The organism is Lysinibacillus sp. JNUCC-52 (assembly GCF_015999545.1).
Classification (GTDB): domain Bacteria; phylum Bacillota; class Bacilli; order Bacillales_A; family Planococcaceae; genus Lysinibacillus.
Window position 1 is genome coordinate 1538257 of record NZ_CP065546.1, and the last position, 26231, is coordinate 1564487.

Annotated in this window: 23 protein-coding genes; all 23 read right to left on the reverse strand. The window is 36.6% G+C overall.

The window, feature by feature from the left end:
* Nucleotides 1-40 precede the first annotated feature (40 nt).
* The gene (locus tag JNUCC52_RS08000) at nucleotides 41-907 is read right to left on the reverse strand and encodes a 2-oxoacid:ferredoxin oxidoreductase subunit beta (protein WP_228134389.1); all 867 of its coding nucleotides are present in this window, start codon (nucleotides 905-907) and stop codon (nucleotides 41-43) included.
* A complete protein-coding gene (locus tag JNUCC52_RS08005) occupies nucleotides 907-2646 on the reverse strand; it encodes a 2-oxoacid:acceptor oxidoreductase subunit alpha (protein ID WP_228134388.1) in 1740 nt (579 codons plus the stop codon). The genes JNUCC52_RS08000 and JNUCC52_RS08005 overlap by 1 nt, the downstream gene beginning before the upstream one ends.
* Before the next feature lie 816 nt (nucleotides 2647-3462).
* Nucleotides 3463-3729 carry a stage V sporulation protein S gene (locus JNUCC52_RS08010; protein WP_010858535.1) on the reverse strand — a complete coding sequence of 89 codons (267 nt, stop codon included), beginning with the start codon at nucleotides 3727-3729 and terminating at the stop codon, nucleotides 3463-3465.
* Nucleotides 3730-3996: 267 nt separating this feature from the next.
* Nucleotides 3997-4794 (reverse strand): TIGR00282 family metallophosphoesterase, encoded by a 798-nt coding sequence (locus tag JNUCC52_RS08015; protein WP_173477681.1) that lies wholly within the window; start codon nucleotides 4792-4794, stop codon nucleotides 3997-3999.
* Nucleotides 4795-4935: 141 nt separating this feature from the next.
* The gene (locus tag JNUCC52_RS08020) at nucleotides 4936-6054 is read right to left on the reverse strand and encodes an acyltransferase family protein (protein ID WP_173477682.1); all 1119 of its coding nucleotides are present in this window, start codon (nucleotides 6052-6054) and stop codon (nucleotides 4936-4938) included.
* An 89-nt stretch (nucleotides 6055-6143) separates the two neighbouring features.
* A complete protein-coding gene (locus JNUCC52_RS08025) occupies nucleotides 6144-7652 on the reverse strand; it encodes a lipopolysaccharide biosynthesis protein (protein ID WP_337981890.1) in 1509 nt (502 codons plus the stop codon).
* Complete coding sequence (locus JNUCC52_RS08030; protein WP_337981891.1) at nucleotides 7649-8686, reverse strand: glycosyltransferase family 2 protein; 1038 nt, start codon at nucleotides 8684-8686, stop codon at nucleotides 7649-7651. Before JNUCC52_RS08030 ends, JNUCC52_RS08025 begins: the two co-directional genes overlap by 4 nt.
* Before the next feature lie 4 nt (nucleotides 8687-8690).
* Nucleotides 8691-10037, reverse strand: coding sequence for a hypothetical protein (locus JNUCC52_RS08035; RefSeq protein WP_337981892.1), 1347 nt, complete (start codon nucleotides 10035-10037; stop codon nucleotides 8691-8693).
* Nucleotides 10034-11215: a glycosyltransferase gene (locus JNUCC52_RS08040; RefSeq protein ID WP_337981893.1), complete on the reverse strand. Its 1182-nt coding sequence runs from the start codon at nucleotides 11213-11215 to the stop codon at nucleotides 10034-10036. The genes JNUCC52_RS08035 and JNUCC52_RS08040 overlap by 4 nt, the downstream gene beginning before the upstream one ends.
* Nucleotides 11216-11276: 61 nt before the next feature.
* On the reverse strand, nucleotides 11277-12395 hold the full coding sequence (locus tag JNUCC52_RS08045) for a glycosyltransferase family 4 protein (protein WP_337981894.1): 1119 nt from the start codon (nucleotides 12393-12395) through the stop codon (nucleotides 11277-11279).
* A 79-nt stretch (nucleotides 12396-12474) separates the two neighbouring features.
* On the reverse strand, nucleotides 12475-13230 hold the full coding sequence (locus JNUCC52_RS08050) for a tyrosine-protein phosphatase (protein WP_337982203.1): 756 nt from the start codon (nucleotides 13228-13230) through the stop codon (nucleotides 12475-12477).
* Between the two features lie 39 nt (nucleotides 13231-13269).
* Nucleotides 13270-13932 carry a CpsD/CapB family tyrosine-protein kinase gene (locus JNUCC52_RS08055; RefSeq protein WP_337982204.1) on the reverse strand — a complete coding sequence of 221 codons (663 nt, stop codon included), beginning with the start codon at nucleotides 13930-13932 and terminating at the stop codon, nucleotides 13270-13272.
* Between the two features lie 73 nt (nucleotides 13933-14005).
* Nucleotides 14006-14701: a YveK family protein gene (locus JNUCC52_RS08060; protein ID WP_173477688.1), complete on the reverse strand. Its 696-nt coding sequence runs from the start codon at nucleotides 14699-14701 to the stop codon at nucleotides 14006-14008.
* Between the two features lie 377 nt (nucleotides 14702-15078).
* The gene (gene rny / locus JNUCC52_RS08065) at nucleotides 15079-16638 is read right to left on the reverse strand and encodes a ribonuclease Y (RefSeq protein ID WP_173477689.1); all 1560 of its coding nucleotides are present in this window, start codon (nucleotides 16636-16638) and stop codon (nucleotides 15079-15081) included.
* 672 nt (nucleotides 16639-17310) lie between these two features.
* Entirely contained in the window at nucleotides 17311-18375 is a 1065-nt protein-coding gene (gene recA / locus JNUCC52_RS08070) for a recombinase RecA (RefSeq protein WP_173477690.1), read from the reverse strand.
* Between the two features lie 277 nt (nucleotides 18376-18652).
* Nucleotides 18653-19912, reverse strand: a complete 1260-nt coding sequence (locus JNUCC52_RS08075) for a competence/damage-inducible protein A (protein ID WP_173477691.1) — start codon at nucleotides 19910-19912, stop codon at nucleotides 18653-18655.
* Nucleotides 19913-19929: 17 nt separating this feature from the next.
* The gene (pgsA, locus tag JNUCC52_RS08080) at nucleotides 19930-20508 is read right to left on the reverse strand and encodes a CDP-diacylglycerol--glycerol-3-phosphate 3-phosphatidyltransferase (RefSeq protein ID WP_173477692.1); all 579 of its coding nucleotides are present in this window, start codon (nucleotides 20506-20508) and stop codon (nucleotides 19930-19932) included.
* 48 nt (nucleotides 20509-20556) lie between these two features.
* Nucleotides 20557-21468 carry a helix-turn-helix domain-containing protein gene (locus tag JNUCC52_RS08085; protein WP_173477693.1) on the reverse strand — a complete coding sequence of 304 codons (912 nt, stop codon included), beginning with the start codon at nucleotides 21466-21468 and terminating at the stop codon, nucleotides 20557-20559.
* 25 nt (nucleotides 21469-21493) lie between these two features.
* Nucleotides 21494-22282, reverse strand: a complete 789-nt coding sequence (locus JNUCC52_RS08090; RefSeq protein ID WP_173477694.1) for a DUF3388 domain-containing protein — start codon at nucleotides 22280-22282, stop codon at nucleotides 21494-21496.
* 226 nt (nucleotides 22283-22508) lie between these two features.
* A complete protein-coding gene (locus JNUCC52_RS08095) occupies nucleotides 22509-22766 on the reverse strand; it encodes a DUF3243 domain-containing protein (RefSeq protein WP_173477695.1) in 258 nt (85 codons plus the stop codon).
* Nucleotides 22767-22811: 45 nt separating this feature from the next.
* Nucleotides 22812-23540, reverse strand: coding sequence for an elongation factor P 5-aminopentanone reductase (gene ymfI / locus JNUCC52_RS08100; RefSeq protein WP_337981895.1), 729 nt, complete (start codon nucleotides 23538-23540; stop codon nucleotides 22812-22814).
* Nucleotides 23540-24838 (reverse strand): EF-P 5-aminopentanol modification-associated protein YfmH, encoded by a 1299-nt coding sequence (yfmH, locus tag JNUCC52_RS08105; RefSeq protein WP_337981896.1) that lies wholly within the window; start codon nucleotides 24836-24838, stop codon nucleotides 23540-23542. Before yfmH ends, ymfI begins: the two co-directional genes overlap by 1 nt.
* Complete coding sequence (gene yfmF / locus JNUCC52_RS08110; protein WP_173477698.1) at nucleotides 24835-26106, reverse strand: EF-P 5-aminopentanol modification-associated protein YfmF; 1272 nt, start codon at nucleotides 26104-26106, stop codon at nucleotides 24835-24837. The genes yfmH and yfmF overlap by 4 nt, the downstream gene beginning before the upstream one ends.
* Nucleotides 26107-26231 lie beyond the last annotated feature (125 nt).

Consider the following 26231-nt stretch of genomic DNA (forward strand, 5'->3'; position numbering starts at 1 on the left):
AAAGCCACAATATTAAAATTGTGGCTTTAAGCAATCTTATTTACATAAATTCTTGCACAAGTGCATCGAATTGATTTTCACTCATTTTAATATCAATATCCGTTAGTGGTAACTCAGCGTAACCAGGAACTTTTTCTTGATAAGAAGTTGTTTCTTTATCTTGATAAATAATACCTGTTACTAAGCCTTCATGCTCCATTACTGTGCGCATTGCCATGCCACGGTCAGCATTATCATAACCTTCAATATCAGCAAGCTTTGTTAAGTTTTCTTTAAACCAATCATACGTATTCACTTTGTTGTATGTGACACATGGTGAAAATACGTTGATAAATGAAAAGCCTTTATGATTAATGCCCGCTTCTATTAAAGCTGTTAATTCTTTAATATCCGTTGAGAAACCTTGTGCCACAAATGTAGCGCCGCTTGTTAATGCGACTTCTAACGGTTTTAACGATGGCTCAATTGCACCACCTGGCGTAGATTTTGTAATAAATCCAGCGGCCGAGCGTGGAGATGTTTGACCTTTTGTTAAACCGTAAATTTGGTTATCCATAACAACATATGTGATGTCGATATTACGACGAATGGCATGAATTGTATGCCCCATACCAATCGCAAAACCATCTCCGTCACCACCAGAAGCGATAACATTTAGATCACGGTTCGCCATTTTTAATCCTTGTGCAATCGGTAATGCACGACCATGAATGCCATGGAAACCATATGAATTAATATAGCCCGAAATACGACCTGAACAACCAATACCAGAAATAACGGCTAGTTCGTTCGGCTCTATTCCTACATTTGCTGCTGCACGTTGAATGGCAGCCTGTACAGAGAAGTCGCCACAACCTGGGCACCAGTTTGGTTTCACTGTATTACGAAAATCCTTAAATGTTGCCATTAGCGAGTCAACTCCTTCACTCTATTTTCTAATTCACCTGGTAAAAACGGTGTTCCGTTATATTTTGTAATCATCTCAATCTTACCGTGACCACCAATATTCATTTTCATGATATTCGCTAATTGACCTGTGTAGTTGTTTTCTACAACGATTACTTTTTTCGCGTTCGCCACAAGAGGTGCCATATCAGCAGATGGGAATGGGTGAATTAAGCGAATATGTGCATGGTTCACCTTCATACCTTGAGCGTTTAAGCGCTCTTGTACTTCTTCAATAGCGCCACGTGTTGAGTTAAAGCCTACTAATAAAACATCTGCTTCTTCATGTGGTGCATTTTTATAAACAGGTGTATCGAATTTCAATGCTTCGAGCTTACGGAAGCGTTTGTCCATTTGTGTACGACGATTGCCAGTAGCTTCAGATGGCTTCCCTGTTTCATCATGCTCAACGCCTGTTACATGGTGGATACCGTTTAAATGACCTGGTAGTACGCGTGGCGAAATACCGTCTTCTGTATCTTCATAACGTTTGAAGTAAGCTTTATCTGCTGATGCTTCAAGATCGTCTGTAACAATTTTCCCACGACGAATTTCAATTTTGTTGTAATCGAATGGTTCAACCGTTTGTTTACCAAGTGATAACTGTAAGTCAGTCATTAAAATAACAGGCAATTGTAATTCCTCTGCAATATTAAACGCTTGGATTGTGTCAAAGAACGCTTCTTCCATCGTTGAAGGTGCAATGACAACTTTCGGAATTTCACCATGCGTACCGTAAAGCATTGCCATTAAATCTGATTGTTCTTGTTTCGTTGGTAAACCAGTAGATGGACCGCCACGTTGTGTGTCCACAACAACTAGTGGTTGCTCTGTCATACCAGAAAGCCCGATTGCTTCCATCATAAGAGAAAGACCAGGACCTGCTGACGCTGTAAATGAACGTACACCACCAAAATTTGCACCAATTGCCATAGTCGCTGCAGCAATCTCATCTTCTGTTTGAATAACCGCGCCACCAAATTTAGGTAATTTTTTAATTAAGTATTCCATAATTTCTGACGCAGGAGTAATCGGATATGCCGCCATAAAGCGTGTCCCGGCAGCTAATGCACCAAGCGCTACTGCATCATTCCCAATCATAAACATACGGCGTTTACCATCAGCTGGAGCTAATGCCCACTCACCAATACGATCGCCTAATAGTTCATTCATCATTTCATGACCGCGCGCGATTGCTTCCATGTTTTTCTGAACAACTTCTTCCCCTTTTTTGCCGAAGATGTCATCTACAACATTTTGGAACACAGCATCTTCTAGGTTTAGAAGAGATGCAGTCGCCCCGATAGCTACCATGTTTTTCATTAACGTAGTACCGAGCTCTGCCGCCACCTCTGTAAAAGGTACTGCAAATAATGGTGCTTTTGAATCCTCTGGTTTTACAGGTTCAAATTTTGCATCGGCTAAAATAATGCCCTTTTCTGTTAATTCTTTATAATTGACGTCGATTGTTTCTTGATCGAACGCCACTAAAATATCTAAATCATCCGCAATGGAACGTACTTCTGTTGGACGAACTGTAATTTTATTATTAGTGTGGCCACCTTTTATACGAGAAGAGAAGTGACGATAACCGTAAAGGAAATAACCTAAACGATTCATTGCCATCGAGAAAATCTCACCTGTACTCTCAATCCCTTCACCTTGCTGCCCACCGACTTTCCACGAAAGCTGATGTAACATCTCAACAACTCCTTAAATCCAATGTATACTATTATTTTTTTCCTTCATAAGTTTAACACGAAGAAACGGTCTACACTATTGTTATTCAATGAATTGGGCGAAATTCAGACCTTTGACTGAAAATGTTGTTCAAAATGTTGTAATTTTCAAACCAATAAAGTCTAAAAAATTAACTTGCTGATTTCAAGTGCATTAATGGACATTTATTTTTGGATTCAGGCAATGCTAATTGCATAATAACGGCTTCTTATAGCGTAAAAATCCACTCCGCTTTCCGCGGGCACGATGTAAGCCGCAACCGTCGCTAGCGCGCCGTCTGTTGCGTCTTACATTACGTGCGTTCCCGCAGGAGTCTGCGTGGATTTTTACTTAGATAGTTTGAATTGGCAAAGTGAAAATTGTTTGCGTGCCTGGCACTTTGGCTTAAATTGTTTATGTGCTTGTCACTATACCGTGGGCAACTGGCATATGCTCTGCTCCTATTTCGTAAAAATCCACTCTGCTTTCCGCGGGCACGACTTAAGCCGTAGCCGTCGCTGTCCCACCGTCTGTTCCCTCTTACATTGCGTGCGTTCCCGCAGGAGTCTGCGTGGATTTTTACTTAGTTAACACTACTGGCTTTGTCATGAAATTTCAGAATTGTTTCGGTGCCTGACACTAAGATAGGAACAAAGAAGCCCTATCACATTAACTCCTAGAAGAAAGAAGTAGTGATAGGGCTTGTACTTTTTAACATTCTTTATAGTGGAATAAAAATCACCACTGTCTAACTAATAATCGGTGGGGTCACCCCCCACCGATTAAAGTTCTACTTTATTATCGAACACGTTTTTCTACTAGCAGCTTTAAGGCTGTACGTTCTTCACCAGCAATTAAAATATCGGCAAACGCCGGTGCGCAAATTAAATCTGTGCCACTTGGCGCTACAAATCCGCGTGCGATGGCCACTGCTTTCACGGCTTGGTTAAGTGCACCTGCCCCAACTGCCTGCATTTCTGCTTGCCCTTTTTCTCTGATTACCGCGACTAATGCACCTGCAACTGAATTTGGATTAGAGCGTGATGATACTTTTAATGAATCCACAATTATTCCTCCCCGTTTCGCGAATAGTGTTTACGCTCAATAACTCGTGTCCCCCTTTTTGAACCTCAAGTTATTGTCCGTAGGTCATTTTATGCTCAGCAAAATGAAAATAGACTATTTTCATTTCTGATATATTGTAAACTAATGAAATACTTGATGTTTTTATTCGTTTAAATACATTTTGAATACTAATAAACTCATATTTAAAGCGGAGTAAACAGCAAATAAAAAAAAATACTGTGCATGAATTATGCACAGTATTTTTCATTACGCTTGGAACGGATAGTCCTCATTAATATATATTCTTTCACAATGAACAGCTTTCCCTGTCTTGTCATCAATATCAACATAAAAGCCACTTAACACATCGCGACCCTTTTTTGGTACTTCAAAACGAGATGGCATATTAGTTTGGAATTTGTAAATAACACTTTCCTTTGTCATCCCTAAGATTTCATCATACGGTCCTGTCATGCCGACGTCCGTAATATAAGCAGTACCATTCGGATAAATACGTGCATCAGCTGTTTGCACATGCGTATGTGTGCCAACAACTGCCGATGCCTTGCCATCTAAGTGCCAACCAAGTGCGATTTTTTCACTTGTCGCTTCTGCGTGGAAATCCACGAATACTAGTGGTGACGTTTTATGCGCTTCTTCGATTAATTTCTCTGCCATTGCAAACGGATCTTCATGCGGTGGTAAAAATACACGACCGTGTAAATTAATAACCGATAACGTTACACCATTTTTCGAAATTTGTACCATACCCTTACCTGGTGCCTCTGTTGAAAAGTTTGCTGGTCGAATTAAGTAATCTGCATCATCAATAAAATCAAAAATATCTTTATTATCCCAAGTGTGGTTACCCATTGTAATAACGTCTACACCCATTTGTAACAAATCATTATAAATATTGCGTGTAATCCCACGACCTGCTGCAGCGTTTTCACCATTTGCAATAACTACATTTGGATTATATTTCCTTTTCAATCGTGGTAAATATTTTTCTACCGCATCTCGGCCAATTGATCCGACGATGTCTCCAATAAATAGTACTTTCATTTTTACAAAACCACTCTTTCTATCAATAACACTCATTAGAGTTTACCATTTTTTCTTCGACAATCGCAAAAATAACAAGAAAAATTCGTTTCAAGGTTTATGTTCTATTTATTTGTTTTTAACAACAAAGCTAATACGTCCTTAACGATGATTGACCAAATGCTTTGTTTGGCTCAGTTTCATTTTATTATCTGATTTTTCTTTTGCATACACTTGACCAACTAAATAAGGACCGAATTTCCATTTATTGAGCAAAAATACGACACAAATGGAGCTTATCGTGCTGAGTAAAAATGTGCTGACGATAACAGTAAAAGGATTTAATATATCGATATATTTCACAAAAAAACCTTTTAACATGATGTTAAAAATGGGGTGTAGTAAATAAATGCCGAAAGAGTAACGACTAATGAAAATAATTAATTTAGGCATTGTTTTTATTTTACTGGCAATGAAAAACAATAGAAAAGCTACACTCAATGTGTAAAAAATAACATCAATCCTCTTTGAGTGAACTTCTGTAATTAAGCCAGACCATTGGCTAGTAAGTAACATAGCTAGCATGAGTAAACAAACAGTTGGTAATACATAACGCAGTCGATGGAGTAACGAAAGAAACTGTTCATAATTTTTCCCACAGTAATAAGCAACGACAAAATAGGCGATCCAAGCAGGAAATGGCATCTTATTCAATACAGTCCATTCCACTTCTATATAAGGTAGAAAATACAAATACTTAAATGGGTCAAAAAAATTGAAAACAGCAAGGTAAATAAAATTAATGAGACATGCTGTGACGATAACTTGGAAGGCTGAATATTTCGCAACAATAAATTTTACAAATAACGGATGCAAAAAATAAAACTGGAAAATGATGATAATAAAATAGCCGTGAAAATCCCCTTCAAAAAAATTTAATAACAGCTTTTTTTCAAAATCAACACTATTTATATGAATGGAATGAAGGGCCGCATCTACAATGCCAATAAAAATAAAAGGAAGAAAAATATAAGAAAAACGTTTTTTATAAAATCTTTTTGGCAATTCATCAGAATAGGAATACGCCATTACAAATTCTGAAATAAATATAAAGACAGGTGTCCCAAACATTAAAGCTAATTGAAGGGATGTCAGTACAAAAAATAAAGTATTTTCTTCTATATCGTATATGTCCAATACTAAAGTGACACTATGCATTAAAACAATTCCCAAACAGGCTACAAACCTTAGTAAAAATATTTCCTTAACTACTGGCTTCATTTTCCCACCTGCCATTTCTAAGCAATTCAACTTATTTTCTATTTGGTAATTTAGCTTATCTCACTTACTTAAAAACGAAGGAAAAGCTTTTAGTCGTTGGAAATGACACGCTTTACGTGCAGCAAAATTTCTCGCATCGTTGTAGGTTGGAAAATAAAATTTCCAACAAAAACAACAGTTATTGTCCAGATAGCAATACATATAGCTGCTAAAAACCATGTACTGATACTGACGATAGGTAGTTTGATAAAAAATAGAAATGGGGATGCTGCGATGAATGCCAAAACACTATTAAGTAAAATCTTTTTAACGGAAACGTATACTGAAGTTTTTAATATTTCTTTAGACGTATACAGCAGTAAGTCGCATGTACGATAGGCATAAGAACAAAGTGCACCAATTAAAATGCCTTCAACACCGATAAATTGTACTAGAACGAAAGAGACACTAAAGTTTATGGTCGCTTCAATAATGGCACGAATTTTCGTCTCTTTAAAATGCCCCGCCGAATTGACTAATGTATTTGCAGGAATTCGAATAGCATTGGCAATGCCTACAACTACAAAGAGTGCTGCTAACCATGGTCTTATATAGTTTGCATCCTCAATCCCCGCTGTATAAATTGTTATAAATGGCAAAATTAGAATAGCTGTACACGTATAGCCGAATGCAACGACTGCAAAAAAAACGTATTCGAAATGATGAAAATGTTTTTGCAATGTATCTCGATCTTCTTTTACAAGTATGTCTCCAAAGGCTGCTAACATCGCACCTGAAAAAGCTGAAATAAACAATGTAACAGCATTAAATACCATATTGTACACCGTAAATACACTAACTTCTGCAAGACCAAGAAAAATAGTAATTAATATAAACGGCGTATTAAATACAACTAATGAAGCAATTTGATGGATTAACGCATCCCACTTTTTTTTAATTGCTGGTGTATTTGGCTTTACGTTACTATTGAAATACGGATATTTTTTTTGGACATATACTTTTAAAAAAAGAATATCTAGTAGTAACAGCATGCTGGAACTACCAACCACAACAACAATGGAAAAACCGAGCGTTAATAAAACTAAAGATAAAATTGTACTAGCGATTAATAAGCATGTTTGTATACGAAAAATAATATAGCTTTTTTGATCTGCAGTTAATAGTACTAAATATTTTCCGATTAAAAAATACTCCCATACACCACTAATTCCTAAAATGAGTACCAAATAAAACGCTGTAAGTGGACTCACTTCTTTGCCAACAATTAATGGATAGAAAATAGCTAATAAGGCTACTAAAACTACAAATATAATACCTGACCGTCTGTAAAAATAATGGGTTGCTGATAGAATGCCATTTATTTGTTCTTTTTCCTTCATCGCCAAAGGTTTGTACAGCGCTGCAATGGAGGCACTACCTACTCCCGCTTCTACAATTTTTAAATAACTTAAAAATTGCTTAATAGACGTCACAAGCCCATTCGTCGCGGATCCATACGTTGACATAAATAATCGAGGCAAAATAAAATTAATGACCGCTGAAACGATTTGCAACATAACATTAGAAAATAAATTTAACATGATTTTCTTTGTTCTCATTCGCCACTTCTACTTCGTTTCATCTCAATCAATGTATAGAGTAATAAAATGTGTTGCTTCTTCAGTAACCAAATATAACATTTCACTTTGTATGGTAAATCATTTATACGAATTGTCTGTAATACCTCGTTAATATCTTTTTGTTTCATCATTTTTTTAATAAAGGCCCTTTTCTCACGCAAGCTCTTCTCATTTTTCGGATTAAATTCATTATTGACTCCAGCTATAACTAAATAGGTAAAATAATACTGTAGTTGATATGCAAAATTGGGGGCTGTTTTTTCATTACTACGTGTAAAATGTTTTAAATGTCCATATAATATGAGGATTTTTTCAAAAAAATTCTGATCATAGCTTGCTGTCATAGAAGAGGGATTTTGGCGATAATGATACAAATATTGTTTGTCTAATATATAAATACTGTTCGCATCAAGTAAGCTAGGATATGTACAAGCTACATCTTCGCCCATGCGAATTGTCTCATCCACATTCAATTGAAATTTTTGGATAAGCGTTTTTTTGAAAATTTTATTCGAGACAGAAGGAAATAATCCAAACTGATAATATTCACCTGCATATAGCATAATCGGATAGACTTCTTGTTCCATCCCGTTTTTCTCATACAACCCAGGTGCAACCATTTGTGTGCGTCTTACTTCTTGATTTGGATAATTTTCTACAATATCACAAATAACGATGTCTACATCATATTTATGTGCTGCGCCACATAATGATTGGTACATATCCGCTTCAATCCAATCATCACTATCCACGTAGCCAATATACTTGCCATGTGCGACCTTTAGACCCGCTTTTCGCGCACTGACAAGCCCTCCATTTTCTTTATGAATAACAACAATTCTTGGATCGTATTTGGCATAGTCGTCACATATTTTGGCACTATTATCCGTTGAACCATCATTCACCAATATGAGCTCAAAATCTTCATATTTTTGATTCAAAATGCTATCTAGACATTCTTTTAAATAGTGCTCGACATTATAAATTGGCACAATAATGCTTAAAAATGGCATTGCCTCACCCCCCAACCTTACTTAGCTCCTGATTTTTCTGAAGCGTTAACGCAAACATTATTAACATAATATGAAAAGGGAAATAATCCATTATGAAAGAGTCAAGTACTGTATTGGCAATTAGCATGATATAGAGCGGAATAGCGTTGACCGTTAATATTTGCAAATGTGTTTTTCCACTGTTACTAATGTTTTGGCGGAGAACTTTATGTAAGCTTAGAATATAAAGTAGTGCAAGAACAATTCCTACTAAGCCAAGATAATAAGGCGTTGATAAATACATCGTATGGGCCATTTTCGCATTGGAAAAACTTGTGCCAAACCCTGCCCCTATAACAAATATTTTCGTACTTTGCAAAATTTCCGCCGCAAACATATTCCAGCTACTTAATCGCCCCGTCGTAATAGCATCCGTTGATGTTCCTGCTCCAAAAAATCGAATCCAATAAATTTCGAATAACTTCTCGTAAAAAAAAAATAGGAGAACACTACAAATCGCTAGCATAAACGAAGCGAACTTGAATGCTGTTTTTATATTGGTTTTAACAAACATGATAAACGTCAATAAAATGAATGCAATAAAAGTGATAATAAACATTTTGGAATAAGTAAATACCCCAAATACCGCTAATACAATGATGAACATAATCGGCTTAACTTCCATTTTTTTATCGTAATAACAAAGTACTAATAAACAAGCAATTGCTATAAGAATTTGCAAACTGAAATAATTCGGATCTAAATCTAAACCAGTAAATCTTGTATTAATGGCACTTGTCGTCTTCACGGTATTGACAATTGTCATGGACTCAATAAAGCTATCAATCGCTGGAACAGAAAAACTAATCCAGCGAACGATTGCAGCAGTTAATAAGCCTAACGCATAAACATACGTATACCTTCTAAAATAAGTATTGTCATCGATGAACAAAACTGCAAAAAGGATAACGCTATAATTTAATACAAAGCCCAACACTTCGATTACATTGCCGCTATTAAGTAGCGTTCCAATGACAGCAAAGCATACAAAAAGCACATAGGTGATGACAAGCTGTGTTGACATACCTTTATTTTGCATAAAAAGCGTTAGGACACTTAACACAATATAAACAAAACTTAGCACAACAAAAAGGGAATAACTTGTTAAATCAAACTTAATGACGTACACCCATGAAATAAAAAACAATAAATAATCAATTCGATGTTGTTGTTTATCTAACAACATCGCCATAATTACTAGACTACTAAAGATCACAAGAAATAGATTACTACCTGTATACATTTTTAATACGACAAAAATACTGGAAATAATACAGATCAACATACTGAAATTTTTGTTTGTTAATTTCATATACGATCAAACTCCAATACTAATTGCTCTTGTGCTTTACGATTTGTATAGCGATTTTCTTCAATATATTTTTTCATCTGCTGGAGGCAATCCGCATTATTGATTACATTGGCAATGGCTACATACATATCTTCTACTTCTCCACTCGTTATCAAACCGTTGCAACCATCGTGTATTTGTTCATTCGCTGCCGCAAAATTCGTAGTAACAACAGGCGTCTCTAGTATTAATGCCTCCCCTACTACCATCGGATATCCTTCATATGCTGAGGTTACGATGAGTACATCGCTCTGTTTCATAAACGGATACGGATTATTACATTCACCGATAAATTCAACTACATCTTCTACACCTAATTCAAGCGCTAATCGTTTATTATGAAGTAAATCTGGCCCATCGCCAATAATTCGCCAATGAAAAGAATTAAATGATGACTCCTTTAACAGTTTACATATGTGCAAAATGAGATCGAACCTTTTAGTTGCATTATCCATTCGTCCAACAGATATTAAGTCCATTGGTCCTTTTTCAAATGGTATGTATTGCATTGCTAGTTCGGTTATTTCGGCTAGTGGAAAGAAATTATAGACTACTTGCATTTTTTGTTGATATTGTGGGAGAAATGTAAGCAAATTTTGCTTACATGCTTCAGAAACACATATTAATCTATCGAAATTTTGATAGGTTTTAACACATACTTCATAATTAAAGTTTGCTCTTAATGGATCTGTATGTATCCATGCAAATTTTTTATCCGCTCTTACAAATTTATCTACAAATAAATTTGTGCCTTGGTTAAAGTAACTAGTTGGTGCATCATTAAAATAAGAAATGGCTATATCATATTGTTTTGGATGGGAATGAATTTTAAAAAGTAATGTATAAAAGTTCGTTGATCCTATTAATCGTACAATCAACATACAAAATATTCGTAAGATGATATGCCACAAATTTTTACTTTGTCTTACAACATAAAATGGAGTAGCAATGAGCTGTAATAATAAGCCTCCAACATTGACATGTACATTAGGGGGGATGTCCGTAAAGAGTTCACCTTTACCGAACGTAAAAACATCTATTTCATATTGCTTATCCACACTAATTTCTTTCAACGTATTAATTAATGCTTTTTGAATACCACCCATTTGAAAATTTTGTGCAACAAATAATATCTTCATCTCTTTCAAGCCCCCCATAGAAATCCAATATTACTGTAAAATTTTCAAAAAGCTTCTCCAGCTATAAATGGCTGTACAATGTCACAATCCGATTTTCCATCTCATTCCAACTATAATGTGTGTCATATAATAACTTCATTTTTCTAGAAATTTCTGGCCATTCTTTTTTACGCTCTATTAGCTTTTCAATACCTTTTTGTAGGCTCTCTTGATTAAAATCAATTAGCTCCCCCAGGTCATGCTCTGCCACTACTTCCGACATACCTGTGTCTTTCACCATAATTAAAGGCTTTCCTAGCATAAGTGCCTCATAAAATTTATTGGGCGCAGCGTAATAATGGTTGGACACTTCAGGATCATAAATGGCAGTCATAATATCACAACTCTTTTCTAATGCTAAAGTTTTTTCATAAGGGATTTTTCCGTAAAAAAGTATGTTGTCATATTGCTGTGCTATTTGTGCCAATTCGTCTGCATACTCCCCAAACCCGCCAATATGCAATTCGTAAAGAGGATTATGTTTGACGATATCTACCAGTTCCTTAATAAGCCTTTCAGGTGCAAGTATACCGACATAGACGATTTTTACTTTATCTCGATTCAACTTTAAATCACTATTTAAATCAACATGTAGTGGTGTATTATAAATAACTTCAATTTTTTTAGGTGAGGCTTTAGCTATTTGCCCTCTTCGCTTTTCTGTACAAATAATGACCGCATCCACATTATTCAATAGTGCTATATCTACTTTTTCGACTATCTTCCCTATAATGGCGGGGCCATGGAAGGGCGCCGTAACGGAATCAAACATATCGTAAATGACTTTTTTACGAAGTATTTTCGCACAGACTGTACCTACAAACGCTGTATCAAAATCACAAGCATGAATAATATCATACGAATTTTTATGTTGAAGTAGCCATTTGAATAGCTTTAGCTGAAACCGTAGTAATGGAAAGAAATTTTTTTTAAATCCTCCACCAAATGTAGCAGGGATGCCAAACCTTGTAATTTTAATAGTGTGAGCTCGCTTTAGAAATTCCACTTTTGCTTTATATTTACTATCTCTATCCCATGCTAAAATTTGAACATCCCAGTTGTTTTTTCTTAGGCTGTCCACTTCTTTTTCAACTCTCGGATCTGGAGAAATTGGATTACTTCTCATAAAAACGACTCTCATCCCAAACTGTCCCCTTATATGTTTAATACCTACTGTCGTTATAGCATCTTTCCTACTACTTGCACGCTTGACGTCACAATTAAAATAACTTCCACCGTTTTTTTGTGAAGTTATTTTCTGGCTCATATATGATGAAAGGCTGATTATTAATGATTCGTTTATTATTTTCTAAAAAGGTATCTATCGCATGTAATTCTTTTTGCTTTTCTAAAAAACTAAGCCCTTTTTCAAATAGGAATGGTCGAGCTTGTAAATTATGCACATCCGAACCATATGTATGGACAAGGTTCGATCGAACTAACTTTAAAGAAAGCTGTTGAATGTCCTTGCCAAACAAACCAGCTAAACTTCCCGCTGTTATTTGTGCAAGTGCACCGTCACGTATGAGCTTCTCTAAGTGGCTTGGATTTGCTGCTATCGCTTTATTTCGTTCGGGATGCGCAATAATTGGCGTTATACCAGCTGTTAATAAGTTGTAAATAATTGTTTGTGTATAGGTAGGAATAAAACCAGAGGGAAGCTCTAGTAACAAGTAATTTGAATGTGCTAATGTAAGAAGCTGACCTTTTTGATAAAGCTCTAAAATATTCCCCGCTAAACGTACCTCTTGTCCTGGATATAGTGTTAGCGGCATGTTACGGTTGTCAATTTCTTGCTGCAATTGTGCAATTTGTTCATGTATCACTTGTGTATGGACATTATATTGAGGATGTAGCGCATGTGAAGTAGAAATAATTGCTGTAATCCCTTCCCTAACAGCTTGTTCAAATAACTGGAATGTCTCTTCTACTGTTTCGGGACCATCGTCTGCATTTACTAAAATATGACTATGCATATCTATCACAATGTTTCACTTCCCTATCTACGCCAATCATTATCGGTAATATTGATCATAATATTCGCCAAGTGGTAATTTATAATTATTCAAAACGACTCCTAAAATATTCGCCTTTGATGCTTCAAGGCTTACTTTCGCTTTAAGTACACTTGCATTTTCTACTACACCACTATTCACAATGAGTAGTGTTCCTTGGCATTTATTTGATAAAACTTGCGCATCAGTTACAGATAACAATGGTGGTGCGTCAAAAATTATGATGTCAAAGTCTGCTATCAGTTGCATCATCACACTATCCATTGTTTTAGAAGAAAGCAATTCCGCTGGGTTAGGTGGAATGGGCCCACTCGTCAGAACAAAAAGATTAGGAATATCTGTACTATTTAAAACCTCTGACATCTCATATTGTCTTGTCAGTAAATTTGATAGACCCTTTATATTTTGTAATCGAAAGGTATAATGCATTGTTGGCTTACGTAAATCGGCATCGACAATTAAAATTTTTTTCCCTTCTTGTGCAAATACCACGCCTAAATTGGCGACATTTGTAGACTTCCCTTCACCTGGCGTCGCCGAAGTGACTAAAATGGTTTTTATATCTTGGTCTGGCATCGCGAAAGTAATGTTTGTTCGTATTGTACGAAATTGCTCAGAAACAATTGAATTACTATTGCCAATGGTCACAAGCTTTCTACCCATTTTTACTAGTTTTTTTTTATTAGTTCTTTTATGTTGAAACACGGTGACTCCCTCCTTCTGTTACGGGATTTCATTATATGTTTTTATAGTTCGTACTATTAATTTTGCTGATTATGCCTATAATAGGTAATCCGATGATTTCTTCAATATCCTGCTCTGTCTTAACCGTTGTATCTAAGCACTCTAACAATAAAGCAACACCAGCGCTTAGTATGAACCCAATCATTGCAGCCGCTACTATATATAAATTTTTATTTGGAGCTACTGGCTCAGGCTTGTCATCTAATTTCGCGACGGACAAAATATTAATATTGTCAATTGTCATTAACACTTGTATTTCCTCTTGAAATACGCCTGCTACTGTATTGGCAATTTCGACTGCTGTTTCTGGCTTTTTATCGCGGACAGCAATATTGACAACTTGAGAATTACTGGCGTTCGATACAGTAATCTGTTCTTTAAGTTTTTCAGGCGTACTATCTAAATGAAGTTGGCTAATCACTTTAGATAATATAGCAGGGCTTTGAATAATAACATTATACGTATTAATTAAGCGTAAGTTTGTTTCTACTTGCTGTACCCCTAATAGCGCTTGATCGGTATTTTTTTGATTGACTAAAAGCTGTGTCTGCGCCTCATAGGTTGGCTTTATAATAAAGTAACTGAGAAACGCCGTGACTAATGCTAAGAAAAGTGCAAAACTGATAATATAGAGCAGTTGCTTTCGCACTATTTTTAATACATCCTGTAATGTGATAGTTTCTTGCAACGACTTTCACCCCTCGACATAACATAGGCTAGCTAATCTATATTCCCTAGTTACAGTAAAAATTTATTCAAAAAGTTTTATGGCCTATTATATTATCGATATCGCTCTTTTATTCATGGTTGATAAAGAGACATAGTTGTTATTTAAGCTTATAACTTCTGTGCGTAATAGGCGGTTTTCAAAAACAAAAAGCGTATCCATTTTTTAGGGGATTCGCTTCATAAATGAACTATTAATTTTACTTAAATGACTATTAGTATAAGACCACAATTGGAATGACATATTTTTTATGTACATACGTCCCAAGTATAATCTTGCATGACGACAAATATAAAAAGACTCCCCTTGATAAAAATCAAGAGGAGCCTCTTATTTTATTATTTTGCATACTCCACTGCACGTGTTTCGCGGATAACAGTTACTTTAATATGACCTGGATAATCTAGTTCTTCTTCAATACGCTTACGAATATCACGTGCAAGACGATGAGATGCTAAATCGTCAATTTTTTCTGGTTGTACAATAATACGAATTTCACGTCCCGCTTGGATGGCATAAGATTTTTCAACACCATCATAGCTTTCAGAAATCTCTTCTAATTTTTCTAGTCTGCGAATATAGTTTTCCAGTGTTTCACTACGAGCACCTGGACGCGCTGCTGATAATGCGTCTGCTGCAGCTACTAATACTGCAATAACAGATGTCGCTTCTGTATCACCATGGTGAGAAGCAATACTATTAATAACAACAGGATGTTCTTTATATTTCGTAGCTAATTCCACGCCGATTTCAACATGGCTTCCTTCAACTTCATGGTCGATTGCTTTTCCTATATCATGCAATAAGCCTGCACGACGAGCTAATGCTACATCTTCACCAAGCTCAGCAGCTAGTAAGCCTGCCAAATGTGCAACCTCCACAGAATGTTTTAGGACGTTTTGCCCGTAGCTAGTACGGTATTTCATGCGGCCCAAAATCTTCATTAAGTCTGGATGTAGATTGTGAATGCCGATTTCAAATGTCGTTTGTTCCCCTGTTTCACGAATTTGTTCATCCACCTCACGACGAGATTTTTCAACCATTTCTTCGATGCGAGCAGGGTGAATACGACCATCCTGTACTAGCTTTTCAAGTGCAAGTCGAGCCGTTTCTCGACGAATTGGATCAAAACCAGATAAAATTACTGCTTCTGGCGTATCATCGATAATTAAATCAATACCTGTTAACGTTTCGAGTGTACGGATATTACGACCCTCTCTACCAATAATACGACCTTTCATTTCATCATTTGGCAAGTTCACAACAGAGACTGTTGTTTCTGCAACGTGGTCTGCAGCAAAGCGTTGCAGTGCCAATGATAGAATTTCACGTGCCTTTTTATCAGATTCCTCTTTCACACGCATTTCAGATTCCTTCGTCATTACAGCAATATCAGTCGCTAGCTCTTTCTCTACTTCACTTAAGATAATAGTTTTAGCTTCATCTCTTGTTAATGCAGAAATGCGCTCTAGTTCTGTTTTTTGCGCTGCAACGAGCTCGTCCACTTTGCTTTCCATCTGTTCAATATGCTGTTGTCTTTCAGCTAGAGCTTGTTCCTTACGCTCTAAGCCGGCTTCTCTCTTATTCAGAGCATCATCCTTGCGATCAAGATTCTCTTCTCTTTGCAATAAACGGTTCTCTTGTTTTTGAAGTTCTAAACGACGATCACGAATGTCATTTTCTGCTTCAGTGCGAAATTTGTGAGTTTCATCTTTGGCTTCAAGTAGTGCTTCTTTCTTTAATGCCTCCGCTTCTCGTTTTCCTTCTTCAACGATTGTTTCAGCGACATGCTTAGCACCAGTGATTTTTGAGTCATTCACTTTTTTCATGTAGATATAGCTAACAGCGGCACCAACGATGAGTCCAAGCAAAGCGGAGATGATAGTAATTCCATCCATATGAACACCTCCTCTTGCTATTTGGGTAATACAGGTTCAGTCGGCGCATACAAAAATTGTACTGCCTATTTTAAAGTCATAATTCAGAAATTATACATATTTAATTGTATAGCTAGCCTCAAGCTCTGTCAAGGATAGACGGGCATCTGTTCGCCTATCCACAAGAAAAAAAGTAAGTCATATCCATTAGATGTATATATTAACTATTACTTTTGAGCTAGAAAAAATACCTTCTTAGATGAAAATTCTTTTTATCAGGACGAAGGTTATAATACAATTATTACCACAATCACTGTCATCTTAATACAATTATTTTAACTTTCTTTACAAATAAACATATAGTTTATTTCTAAGCTAGTAATCAGTCACTTTTTTACAAAATTCTACATATAAAATTCTATAATGACGTTCACTAACTAATTAATTAAACGCTCACTTCATTCTATTTATCTAGTAATGAAGACAAAAAAATCGTTCTCACTCTAAAAGAGTGAGAACGATTTAGCTTATAGAGAACGTCCATCATTCATTTTTACTGCGTACGGACGCTTTCCGCGTAAGCCACAACCTTCTCTTATCGGTAGTAAATTACGTCTTACGTGCGTGCGTTCCCTGAGAAGTTGCCGCCCTCAGAATCATTCTAACGTTTGTTAGAAGAAAGAACGATGTCTATTATTTTTCATCTTCAAGAAGAAGCATTAACTCTTCATCCATTTCTTCATCATCATGTGCTGCAATTGTATACGATTGTGCTGCAATGCCATAAGAAGAGCGAATTTTATTTGCAATTTCTTCTAAAACTGCAGGGTTTTCTTTTAAATATTGTTTTGCATTTTCTCGACCTTGGCCAAGACGTTCATCACCGTAAGCGTACCAAGAGCCACTTTTTTGAACGATGTCTAATTCAACACCTAAGTCGACAGTTTCGCCTTCTTTTGAGATACCTTCACCGTACATAATATCTACTTCTGCTGTACGGAATGGTGGGGCTACTTTGTTTTTTACAATTTTAATTTTTGTACGGTTACCCATAATGTCATTACCTTGTTTTATCGCTTCTGCACGACGAACTTCTAAACGGACAGAGCTGTAGAATTTCAGCGCACGACCACCAGGTGTTGTTTCTGGATTACCGAACATAACACCAATTTTTTCACGAATTTGGTTAATGAAAATAGCGATTGTTTTTGATTTATTGATAGCACCTGAAAGCTTACGTAATGCTTGAGACATTAAACGAGCTTGTAAACCAACGTGAGAGTCACCCATGTCACCTTCAATTTCAGCTTTTGGTACTAATGCTGCAACAGAGTCAATAACGATAATATCAATAGCACCACTACGTACTAAAGCTTCTGCAATTTCAAGCGCTTGCTCACCAGTATCTGGTTGTGATAATAAAAGCTCATCAATATTAACGCCTAATTTTTGAGCATAAATCGGATCTAATGCATGCTCAGCATCTATAAATGCTGCTTGTCCACCTTTAGCTTGTACTTCCGCAATAGCATGTAGCGCAACTGTTGTTTTACCTGATGATTCTGGACCATATACTTCAATAATACGTCCACGTGGATATCCACCAACACCCAATGCTGCATCAAGCGCTAGCGAACCACTAGAAGAAGTAGCAATTTCTAAATCTGTTTTTTCGCCTAGCTTCATGATAGAGCCTTTACCGAAATTCTTCTCAATTTGTTTTAACGCCTGTTCTAAGGCTGCTTTACGATCACTCATTTATTTTCCTCCTTCGAAAAACTGTTCACTGTTATTGTCTATCTCTACTATACTTGTTTTTTTGAGAACACGCAAGAAAAAAGCGAACATTTATTCGATTTTAATCAAAAATAAAAATTTGGATAAGTTTTTCCTACCCAAATTCCCATTTTCAACTATAAACAATTATGCTAATCATAATTGCGCTACATGTTTTCAATCATACATACTGCTCAGTAATAGTTGCATCTTAGTCCTGAACTACATGCATTTTTTATATCATTCTTGCTGCGGCTAATTAAAAGCGTTTTATATAACCTCGTTCTTCTAATTGCTGCATTAAATAATGGAATGTAAATTTAACTGCACGTAAACGATTTGTATTGCGCATACCTGATAAATGCAGTAAATATGTTATTGGCTCTTCATCACCTATAGCAATCCCAATCCAGACAGTTCCAACTGGCTGATGGTCATGTGCTGTAGGACCAGCCGCTCCTGTTAACCCAATACCAATATTCGTGCCGAATCTTTCCCGCACGGCGCTAGCCATTGCCGCAGCACATTCACTGCTTACAATACCATAAGTATCTAATAGTTGTTGGTCGATACCTAGCTGCTTTACTTTAGCATCTTCTGTATAGGTAACTACGCCTCCGATAAGTGAATTTCCAACACCTGGAATCTCAGCTAGCTCTGATTGAAATAAGCCTGCTGTTAAGCTTTCGGCTGCAGAAATCGTTAAATTATTATCTTGCAACATTTCTACCGTTTTTGAGGCAAGTGAATCATCATTAATGCCATATTGGAAGTCTCCTACAATAGCACGAATCTCCGACACTTTACCAGCAATCAGCTGTTGAGCTTCCTGTTCTGATTGCGCCTTAGCTGTGACACGTAAAGTTACTTCTCCATCAGCAGCCAGTGGAGCAACTGTCGGATTTGTTTGTGAATCTAATATATCCTGCACACGCACTTCTAGCTCGGCTTCTCCAATGCCATAAAAGCGCATTACATGAGACACGATGACTCCGCCATCATTTAACATTGTGCCAAGCTTTGGCTTTGCTTCGAATTGGAACATTGGCTCCAGTTCTTTTGGCGGCCCAGGAAGTAAAATGTAGGTACGTTTATCCTTTGTCAATATCATCCCTGGAGCCATACCATGATGATTAGCTAGCACCTCACTACCTGCTAATACTAGCGCCTGCTTACGATTATTTTCTGTCATTGCGATGCCTCGTTTAGCAAAAAATTGCTCAATGTATGACAATGCAACTTGATCGATAACAAGATCTAGCCCAAGATGACGAGCAATGGTCTCCTTCGTTAAATCATCCTTTGTAGGACCTAAACCACCTGAAAAAATGATAAGATCAGCGCGCGATTCCGCTATAGTAATTGCTTCCTCTAAACGTTTTGAATTATCCCCAACAACCGTATGATAATAGACATTGATGCCTAATTCAGAAAGCTGATTAGAAATAAATTTCGCATTTGTATTTGAAATTTGTCCAAGTAATAACTCTGAGCCAACTGCAAGGATTTCAGCATTCATGATTCACAAGACCTTTCTTATTTAGACTCAAGTAATACACGTCGATTTAGATAGAAATAATCCCATCCAGACCAAAGTGTAAAGAACAATGCAATATATAGCATTATTGTATCAAATGGGATACCGAAAATCACAAAAATTGTATTGTGTAAAAGAGCAGCTGCAATAGCTACAATTTGTGCCCATGTTTTAATCTTACCAAGTTGATTCGCCGCTACGACTTCTCCGCCACCTGCAAGAATTAAACGTAAACCAGTTACCGCAAATTCACGGCTAATAATAACAATAATCACCCAAGCTGGTGCCATACCAAGCTCTACCATTAAAATAAACGCTGCAGAGACAAGTAATTTATCCGCTAAAGGATCTAAAAATTTACCAAATGTCGTTACAAGATTATACTTTCTCGCATAGTAACCATCTACCCAATCCGTCGTTGATGCAATGATAAAAATAAGAGCTCCTACAAAATGATGGACTGGCATTTCTGCACTAAATAAGTTCATTGTTCCCCAGCCGAAATCAAACATCATAACAATTACAAAGAACGGAATAAGTAAGATACGTGAAATGGTAATTTTATTTGGAATGTTCATTTTTCTAACACCTTTCATGATGAAAGAAAGTAGTCATCGATAGGATGACTACTGTTCTTTATTGAAATTGACGACAATATTTTGCGTTACGATTTGCTGTGCGTACGTTAAAAGTTCGTCATTAATATAAACCTTAGCTTGAGTTGAATTGCCTAAACGAATACGCGCATAGTTTTGTGCTGTTGCATCAAACTCAACAACTTCACCTGCGTTATAAACACGCGTATCTGCTAGTAATTCTTGTTGTTGTTGGTCGCGAATACCAATAAAAGTAGGACCTGATACTTCAATGCGAATTTTAAATGTATCAGCACCTGTTAACGTATAAGATGTTGTAGCACCATCTGATTCGATTGTTCCTGCTGAAACCGTTTGCTTAACTTCTTCTTCAGTTTTATCAGTTTTATCTTCATCTGATGTTTCATCTGTTTGATCTTTCGTCGCATCTGCTTGTGCCTTTTTATCTTCTTCGGCTTTATCTTTTTCACTATCAATTGGTTTTGGTTTTTTATCGTACTCCACTACTGGTGTTGTATCATCATATTCATTTGTTCCTGTTTTACTTTTTGATTGTAAAAGAACCCAAATTGCAACAATGATTACGATAATAAATAAACCGACAATGACTTTGGGCATAGCCTCCATCATTTTATTTGAAGGGCTTTTTGAAACTTTTCTTCTAGTTGAAGTTTGAGTCATCGATTGGCTTACTTGGTCGTTCTTTGTGCCTGGTAGTTCGCTTTTATACGTCTCTAAAATTTCCTCTGGATTTAACCCAACAGCTTCAGCATATTGTTTAATAAATGCTCGTACATAAAACGAGCCTGGCATAATGGAATAATTGCCTTCTTCAATACCTACTAAATAACGTTTTTGAATTTTTGTTATTTCTTGTAAATCGTCTAAGCTGTAGCCTTTAGACAGTCTCGCCTCTTTCAGTCGAGTACCTAATTCTGCCACTCATAACACCTACTTTAATATCAAATTAAAAATTAAATCCTCCAAATGAATCGGATTCGGACATCATATGATTTTTTTCCATTATTTCATAAGTAATTTCTTCATCTGGGTGATGACGTAGTTCAATGATATAATCAAAATCCTCAATCTTATATTCAGAATGCTGAACAAACATATCAGGATGCTCTACTACTTTAATAGATGGCATATTCATCATTTCACGTACTAGTTGCAAATGTCGCTCATCCTCGGAACGCCTTGTAACAATACCGTCCAAAATAAAAATATTATTGTCACTGAATTCATCGCCTGCGAGTTTATTACGAATAGTTTGCTTAATCATTGTAGACGATAAGAAAATCCATTTTTTATTGGCACAAACACTTGCCGCAACAATAGATTCTGTTTTACCAACCCGAGGCATCCCACGTATTCCAATGAGCTTATGACCTTCCTTTTTAAAGAGTTCTGCCATAAAGTCCACTAAAATCCCTAGTTCATCTCGTACAAAGCGGAAAGTATTTTTTTCGTCTGCATCTCGTGGAATATAATGACCATGCCTGATAGCTAAACGATCACGGAGTTTTGGTTGTCGAAATTTAGTAACGTGGATATGTTCCATTGTCGAAACAATTGTACGAAAACGTTCAATTGCTTCATCATTGTCTGTATGCACTAACATACCACGTCGATCTTCATCGACACCATTTATTGATATAATATTGACTCGAAGCATCCCTAAAAGTGAAGCAATATCTCCTAATAATCCAGGGCGATTCACCTGAATTTCATATTCAAAGTACCAATCGCTCAAACACACTCGTTCCCTTCCTATTAGTTAACGTAAAAAATCTTTTATAAGTTCCATCATAGCTGATTTTTTATGTAATGGAAAGTTAGAATACATGGAATTATAGCGTTATTTTTAAATTCTTACTAATTTTTTTTGGTAGTATTGGAAATAGACTTACATACGTTCCCTTTTCCGTACTAATATCGATTTTTAATAGAAAAAAGAGGAGATTAGCTCTCCTCTTTTTTTATTGCACATGTTTATTTTGCACAAGTTTTACGACACAATTCGCCAATGCATGTTTTTCATCATCAGAGGCAACGCCCCATAAATCCGACAGCACTCGCTCTTGTTCATTTTTAGGATCGACATTAGTCGCCAAATACTCACCGATTTGGACAGCAGCCTGTTGAATCATTTTCTTCGGCATACCGCTTGATTCAGCTTGCATTACGTTTTGTCCTAAAAAAGATGTCCATTTTTGCCAGTTTTCTAAAATGGTCATATGTTTCCTCCTCCTTTACACATGTAGTATGTGCAAAAAGAAATATTATATGTACCAGCCACCATTTAATCGGATGATTTGTCCTGTCACATAGTCTGCTTTACCTGATAGATAAAACCGAACCATCTCCGCTACATCCTTTGTTTGACCGACAAATCCTAAAGGAATCTCGTCTAAAATATATTGCATTTCTTCTTCACTTAAATGGCTATTCATTGAAGTATTAATAAAACCTGGCGCAATAGCATTCACACGAATGCGAGACAATGCAGCCTCTTTAGCATAGGACTTCACAAAAGCATGCTGTGCGCCTTTTACCGTTGCATATAGTGCTTCACCTGCAGAACCTGCCTCGCCCCAAATAGAGCCGATAAAAAGTACATAGCTCACATCATGGGTACGTAGTTTCGGAGATAATAAAGCCGTTAAATGCATTGGATTTTGCACATGAACTCGCCATAGTGCATCCATATCTTCTACAGTTGTGTCTTCCAGCAAGGAATAATGCGCTTGACCATTAGCAAAAACTATTGCCTGTACGCTAAATATTTGGGCAGCTAACGCTTGCGCCGCTGTTATACTTGTAAAATCACCTTGTACAAGCATAAATTCCTGCGCAGGAAAATGGCCTATAAGGGAATCACATAATGTTTGAGCCATTTGCTCATTGTTTGAATAATGCACATAGAGAGACCAGCCGTCCTCTGCCAAGCTGTGGCAAATAGCACGACCGATCTCACCTGATGCACCTAATATAAGGGCAAACTTTTTCACTAGGCGCCCTTCTCTGTTGGTAAAACTTTAAATACAGTTTGTTGAGACTCACCTTGAATAGACGCAAACGCTTTCGTTAAGTCTTCAATTGTTAGCTCTTCTAAAACAGGTACTACATCAAATAAATTCATTTCATTAAACGAGTAACGCGTAAATTGGTTCGCAATAAATTCAATTGAATTTAATGCACGTAAGAAGAAGCCTATTTTTTTACGCTTAATGCGTTCTAAGTCTTCACTTGCAAATTGTGCGTTTTTTTCGTATTTTTCTAATTCGGCTTTAATCGCTTTCTCCAATACATCTGGTTCTGTAGAATCTGAACCAATTAACGCAAAGCCAAAACCTTTTTCTAAAGTAAAATCAAATGCATACGATTCATCAATCAAGCCTTCATCATATACATGCTCATAAAAATTAGAAGTTCGCCCAAAAATAAGCTCTAAAGCAATTTGAACTGATAGCTCATGTTTTAACATTTCACGACCAGATAAATTCGTTTCTCTCGCCTTCAAACCGATATACACCTTTGGTTTTTGAACATCCATGTGTAATGTACGGTCTTTAATGGCAACATCTGTTGGCTCTTCATCAAAGAAGCGTTGTATAGGTGTTGGCTCTGGAAACTCCTTTTTACCTTGGTTCTCGCGAATGAACGCCATCATCTCTTCTGGATCAACAGCACCAATTGCAAATAACAACATATTAGACGGATGATAAAACGTATTGTAGCACGTGTATAAATGATCAGCCGTAATGCCGTCAATAGATTCGATTGTGCCCGCAATATCAATTTTTACAGGGTGATGATGATACATATTTTCAATCGTACCAAAGTATAGACGCCAATCAGGTTGGTCATCATACATTGTAATTTCCTGACCAATAATCCCTTTTTCCTTATTTACAGTAGCTTCAGTAAAGTAAGGTTCTTGGACAAAATTTAATAACGTTTCGGTGCTTTTATAGATATTATCTGTGGATGAAAATAAATATGCAGTTCGAGTGAAGGAAGTAAATGCATTGGCTGATGCACCGTATTCACTAAATTTTTGGAATACATCTCCGTCTTCCTTTTCAAACATTTTATGCTCTAAAAAGTGTGCAATTCCATCTGGCACAGTAACGCTATCCGTTTCACCAAGTGGGACAAATGTACGGTCGACTGAGCCGTACTTCGTTGTGAACGTGACAAATGTTTTTGAAAATCCTTTTTTCGGCAGAATATAAACATCTAGTCCGTTTTCTAATTTTTCATAGTAAAGTGTTTCATCTAATTGTTTGAATTCAATTGTTTTCATTGTGCAGCTTGCTCCTTTCCTGATAAGAAATAGACCGCTTCTAACTGCACTTGCTTCGCCATTTCGATTACATCTTCTTTTGTGACAGCACGCCATTTAGTTGCCCATGCTTCAACAGAGAACTCCTCAGGCAAATCTTTATATTGGTCAAAAATTTCAATTTGACCACGCGCTGAATCAAGGGATTCTTTTAACTGGTTCGTTAACATCGCCTTTGTTTGTTCTAATTCTAAATCTGTAATTTCCCCTGCTTGCATCACAGCAAGTTGCTCTTTAATTAGATTGAGTGCCTTTTCTTCATTTTTCGCCTCAATACCTGACACAACGAATAATAAGCCGTAATGTGATGCATAGGAGCTAGAAGCATAGTACGCAAGACTTTCTTTTTCTCGAACATTCATAAATAACTTGGCATGCGGATAGCCACCGAAAATACCGTTAAAAATCTGCATTTTCGCAAAATCTGCATCACCAAATCGAACTGGAGTACTAAATCCTATATGCAGCTTACCTTGTTTCATTTCTTGCTGTTCACGAACATAATCATTTTGTGGGTGTTGTTGTGGCGATACAGCTGGGATTTCCTCAGGAATACGGTCCTTAAAAGGCAGCGCCTCTTTTAATTTTGCAACAAGTTCATCCTCATTGATGTCACCTGCAACATAAATATCAATTTTGTCCGTCGTTAGCATTGATTCGTAGGCTGCCAACAGCGAGGACGGTGTGATATGATGAATGTCTTCTACTGTACCGTTTGCTGAAATAGAAGCTGGCTCATTTGGGCGTAATATTTCTTGCAGACGCATTTGTGCATAACGAGATTTGTCGTCAAAAATGGATTCAATACGTTGGATAACCATTTTCTTTTCACGTTCTACGATTGATTCTTTAAATACACCATTTTCTAAATTTGGCTCAAATATTGCCGCATGCATGACACCGAGCACGTCATTTAAGACACTTGTATTAGCCAAATATTGATCATTTACGGTTTCCATATTCATCAATACCGTATGCTCGTTACCGCGCTTCGATGTATCAAAATACAATACTGTCCCGTATAGGTCATCTAAAAAACTACGAAATGCGGCAGTTGTTGTATATTTTGCATTGCTGTGTTGCAATACATTTGTTAACACCGTACGCTCAGACGCACATTTGGCCGTTAATGCTCTTCTCCATTTAATTGAGAAATTTACTGTTTTAAATTGGGTCGTTTGTCGGATATGCAAATTGACACCTTTTGCAAAAGGTATTGTTTTAAACATATGAAACCCTCCTATCTTTCTTAATATAACAATGTACTACAAATACTATACATGTCTATTGTCTATAATTGCAAAAAGAATCCAAAGTATGTATTAGGAAAGTGAAAATAAGCTTGTCAATTGTT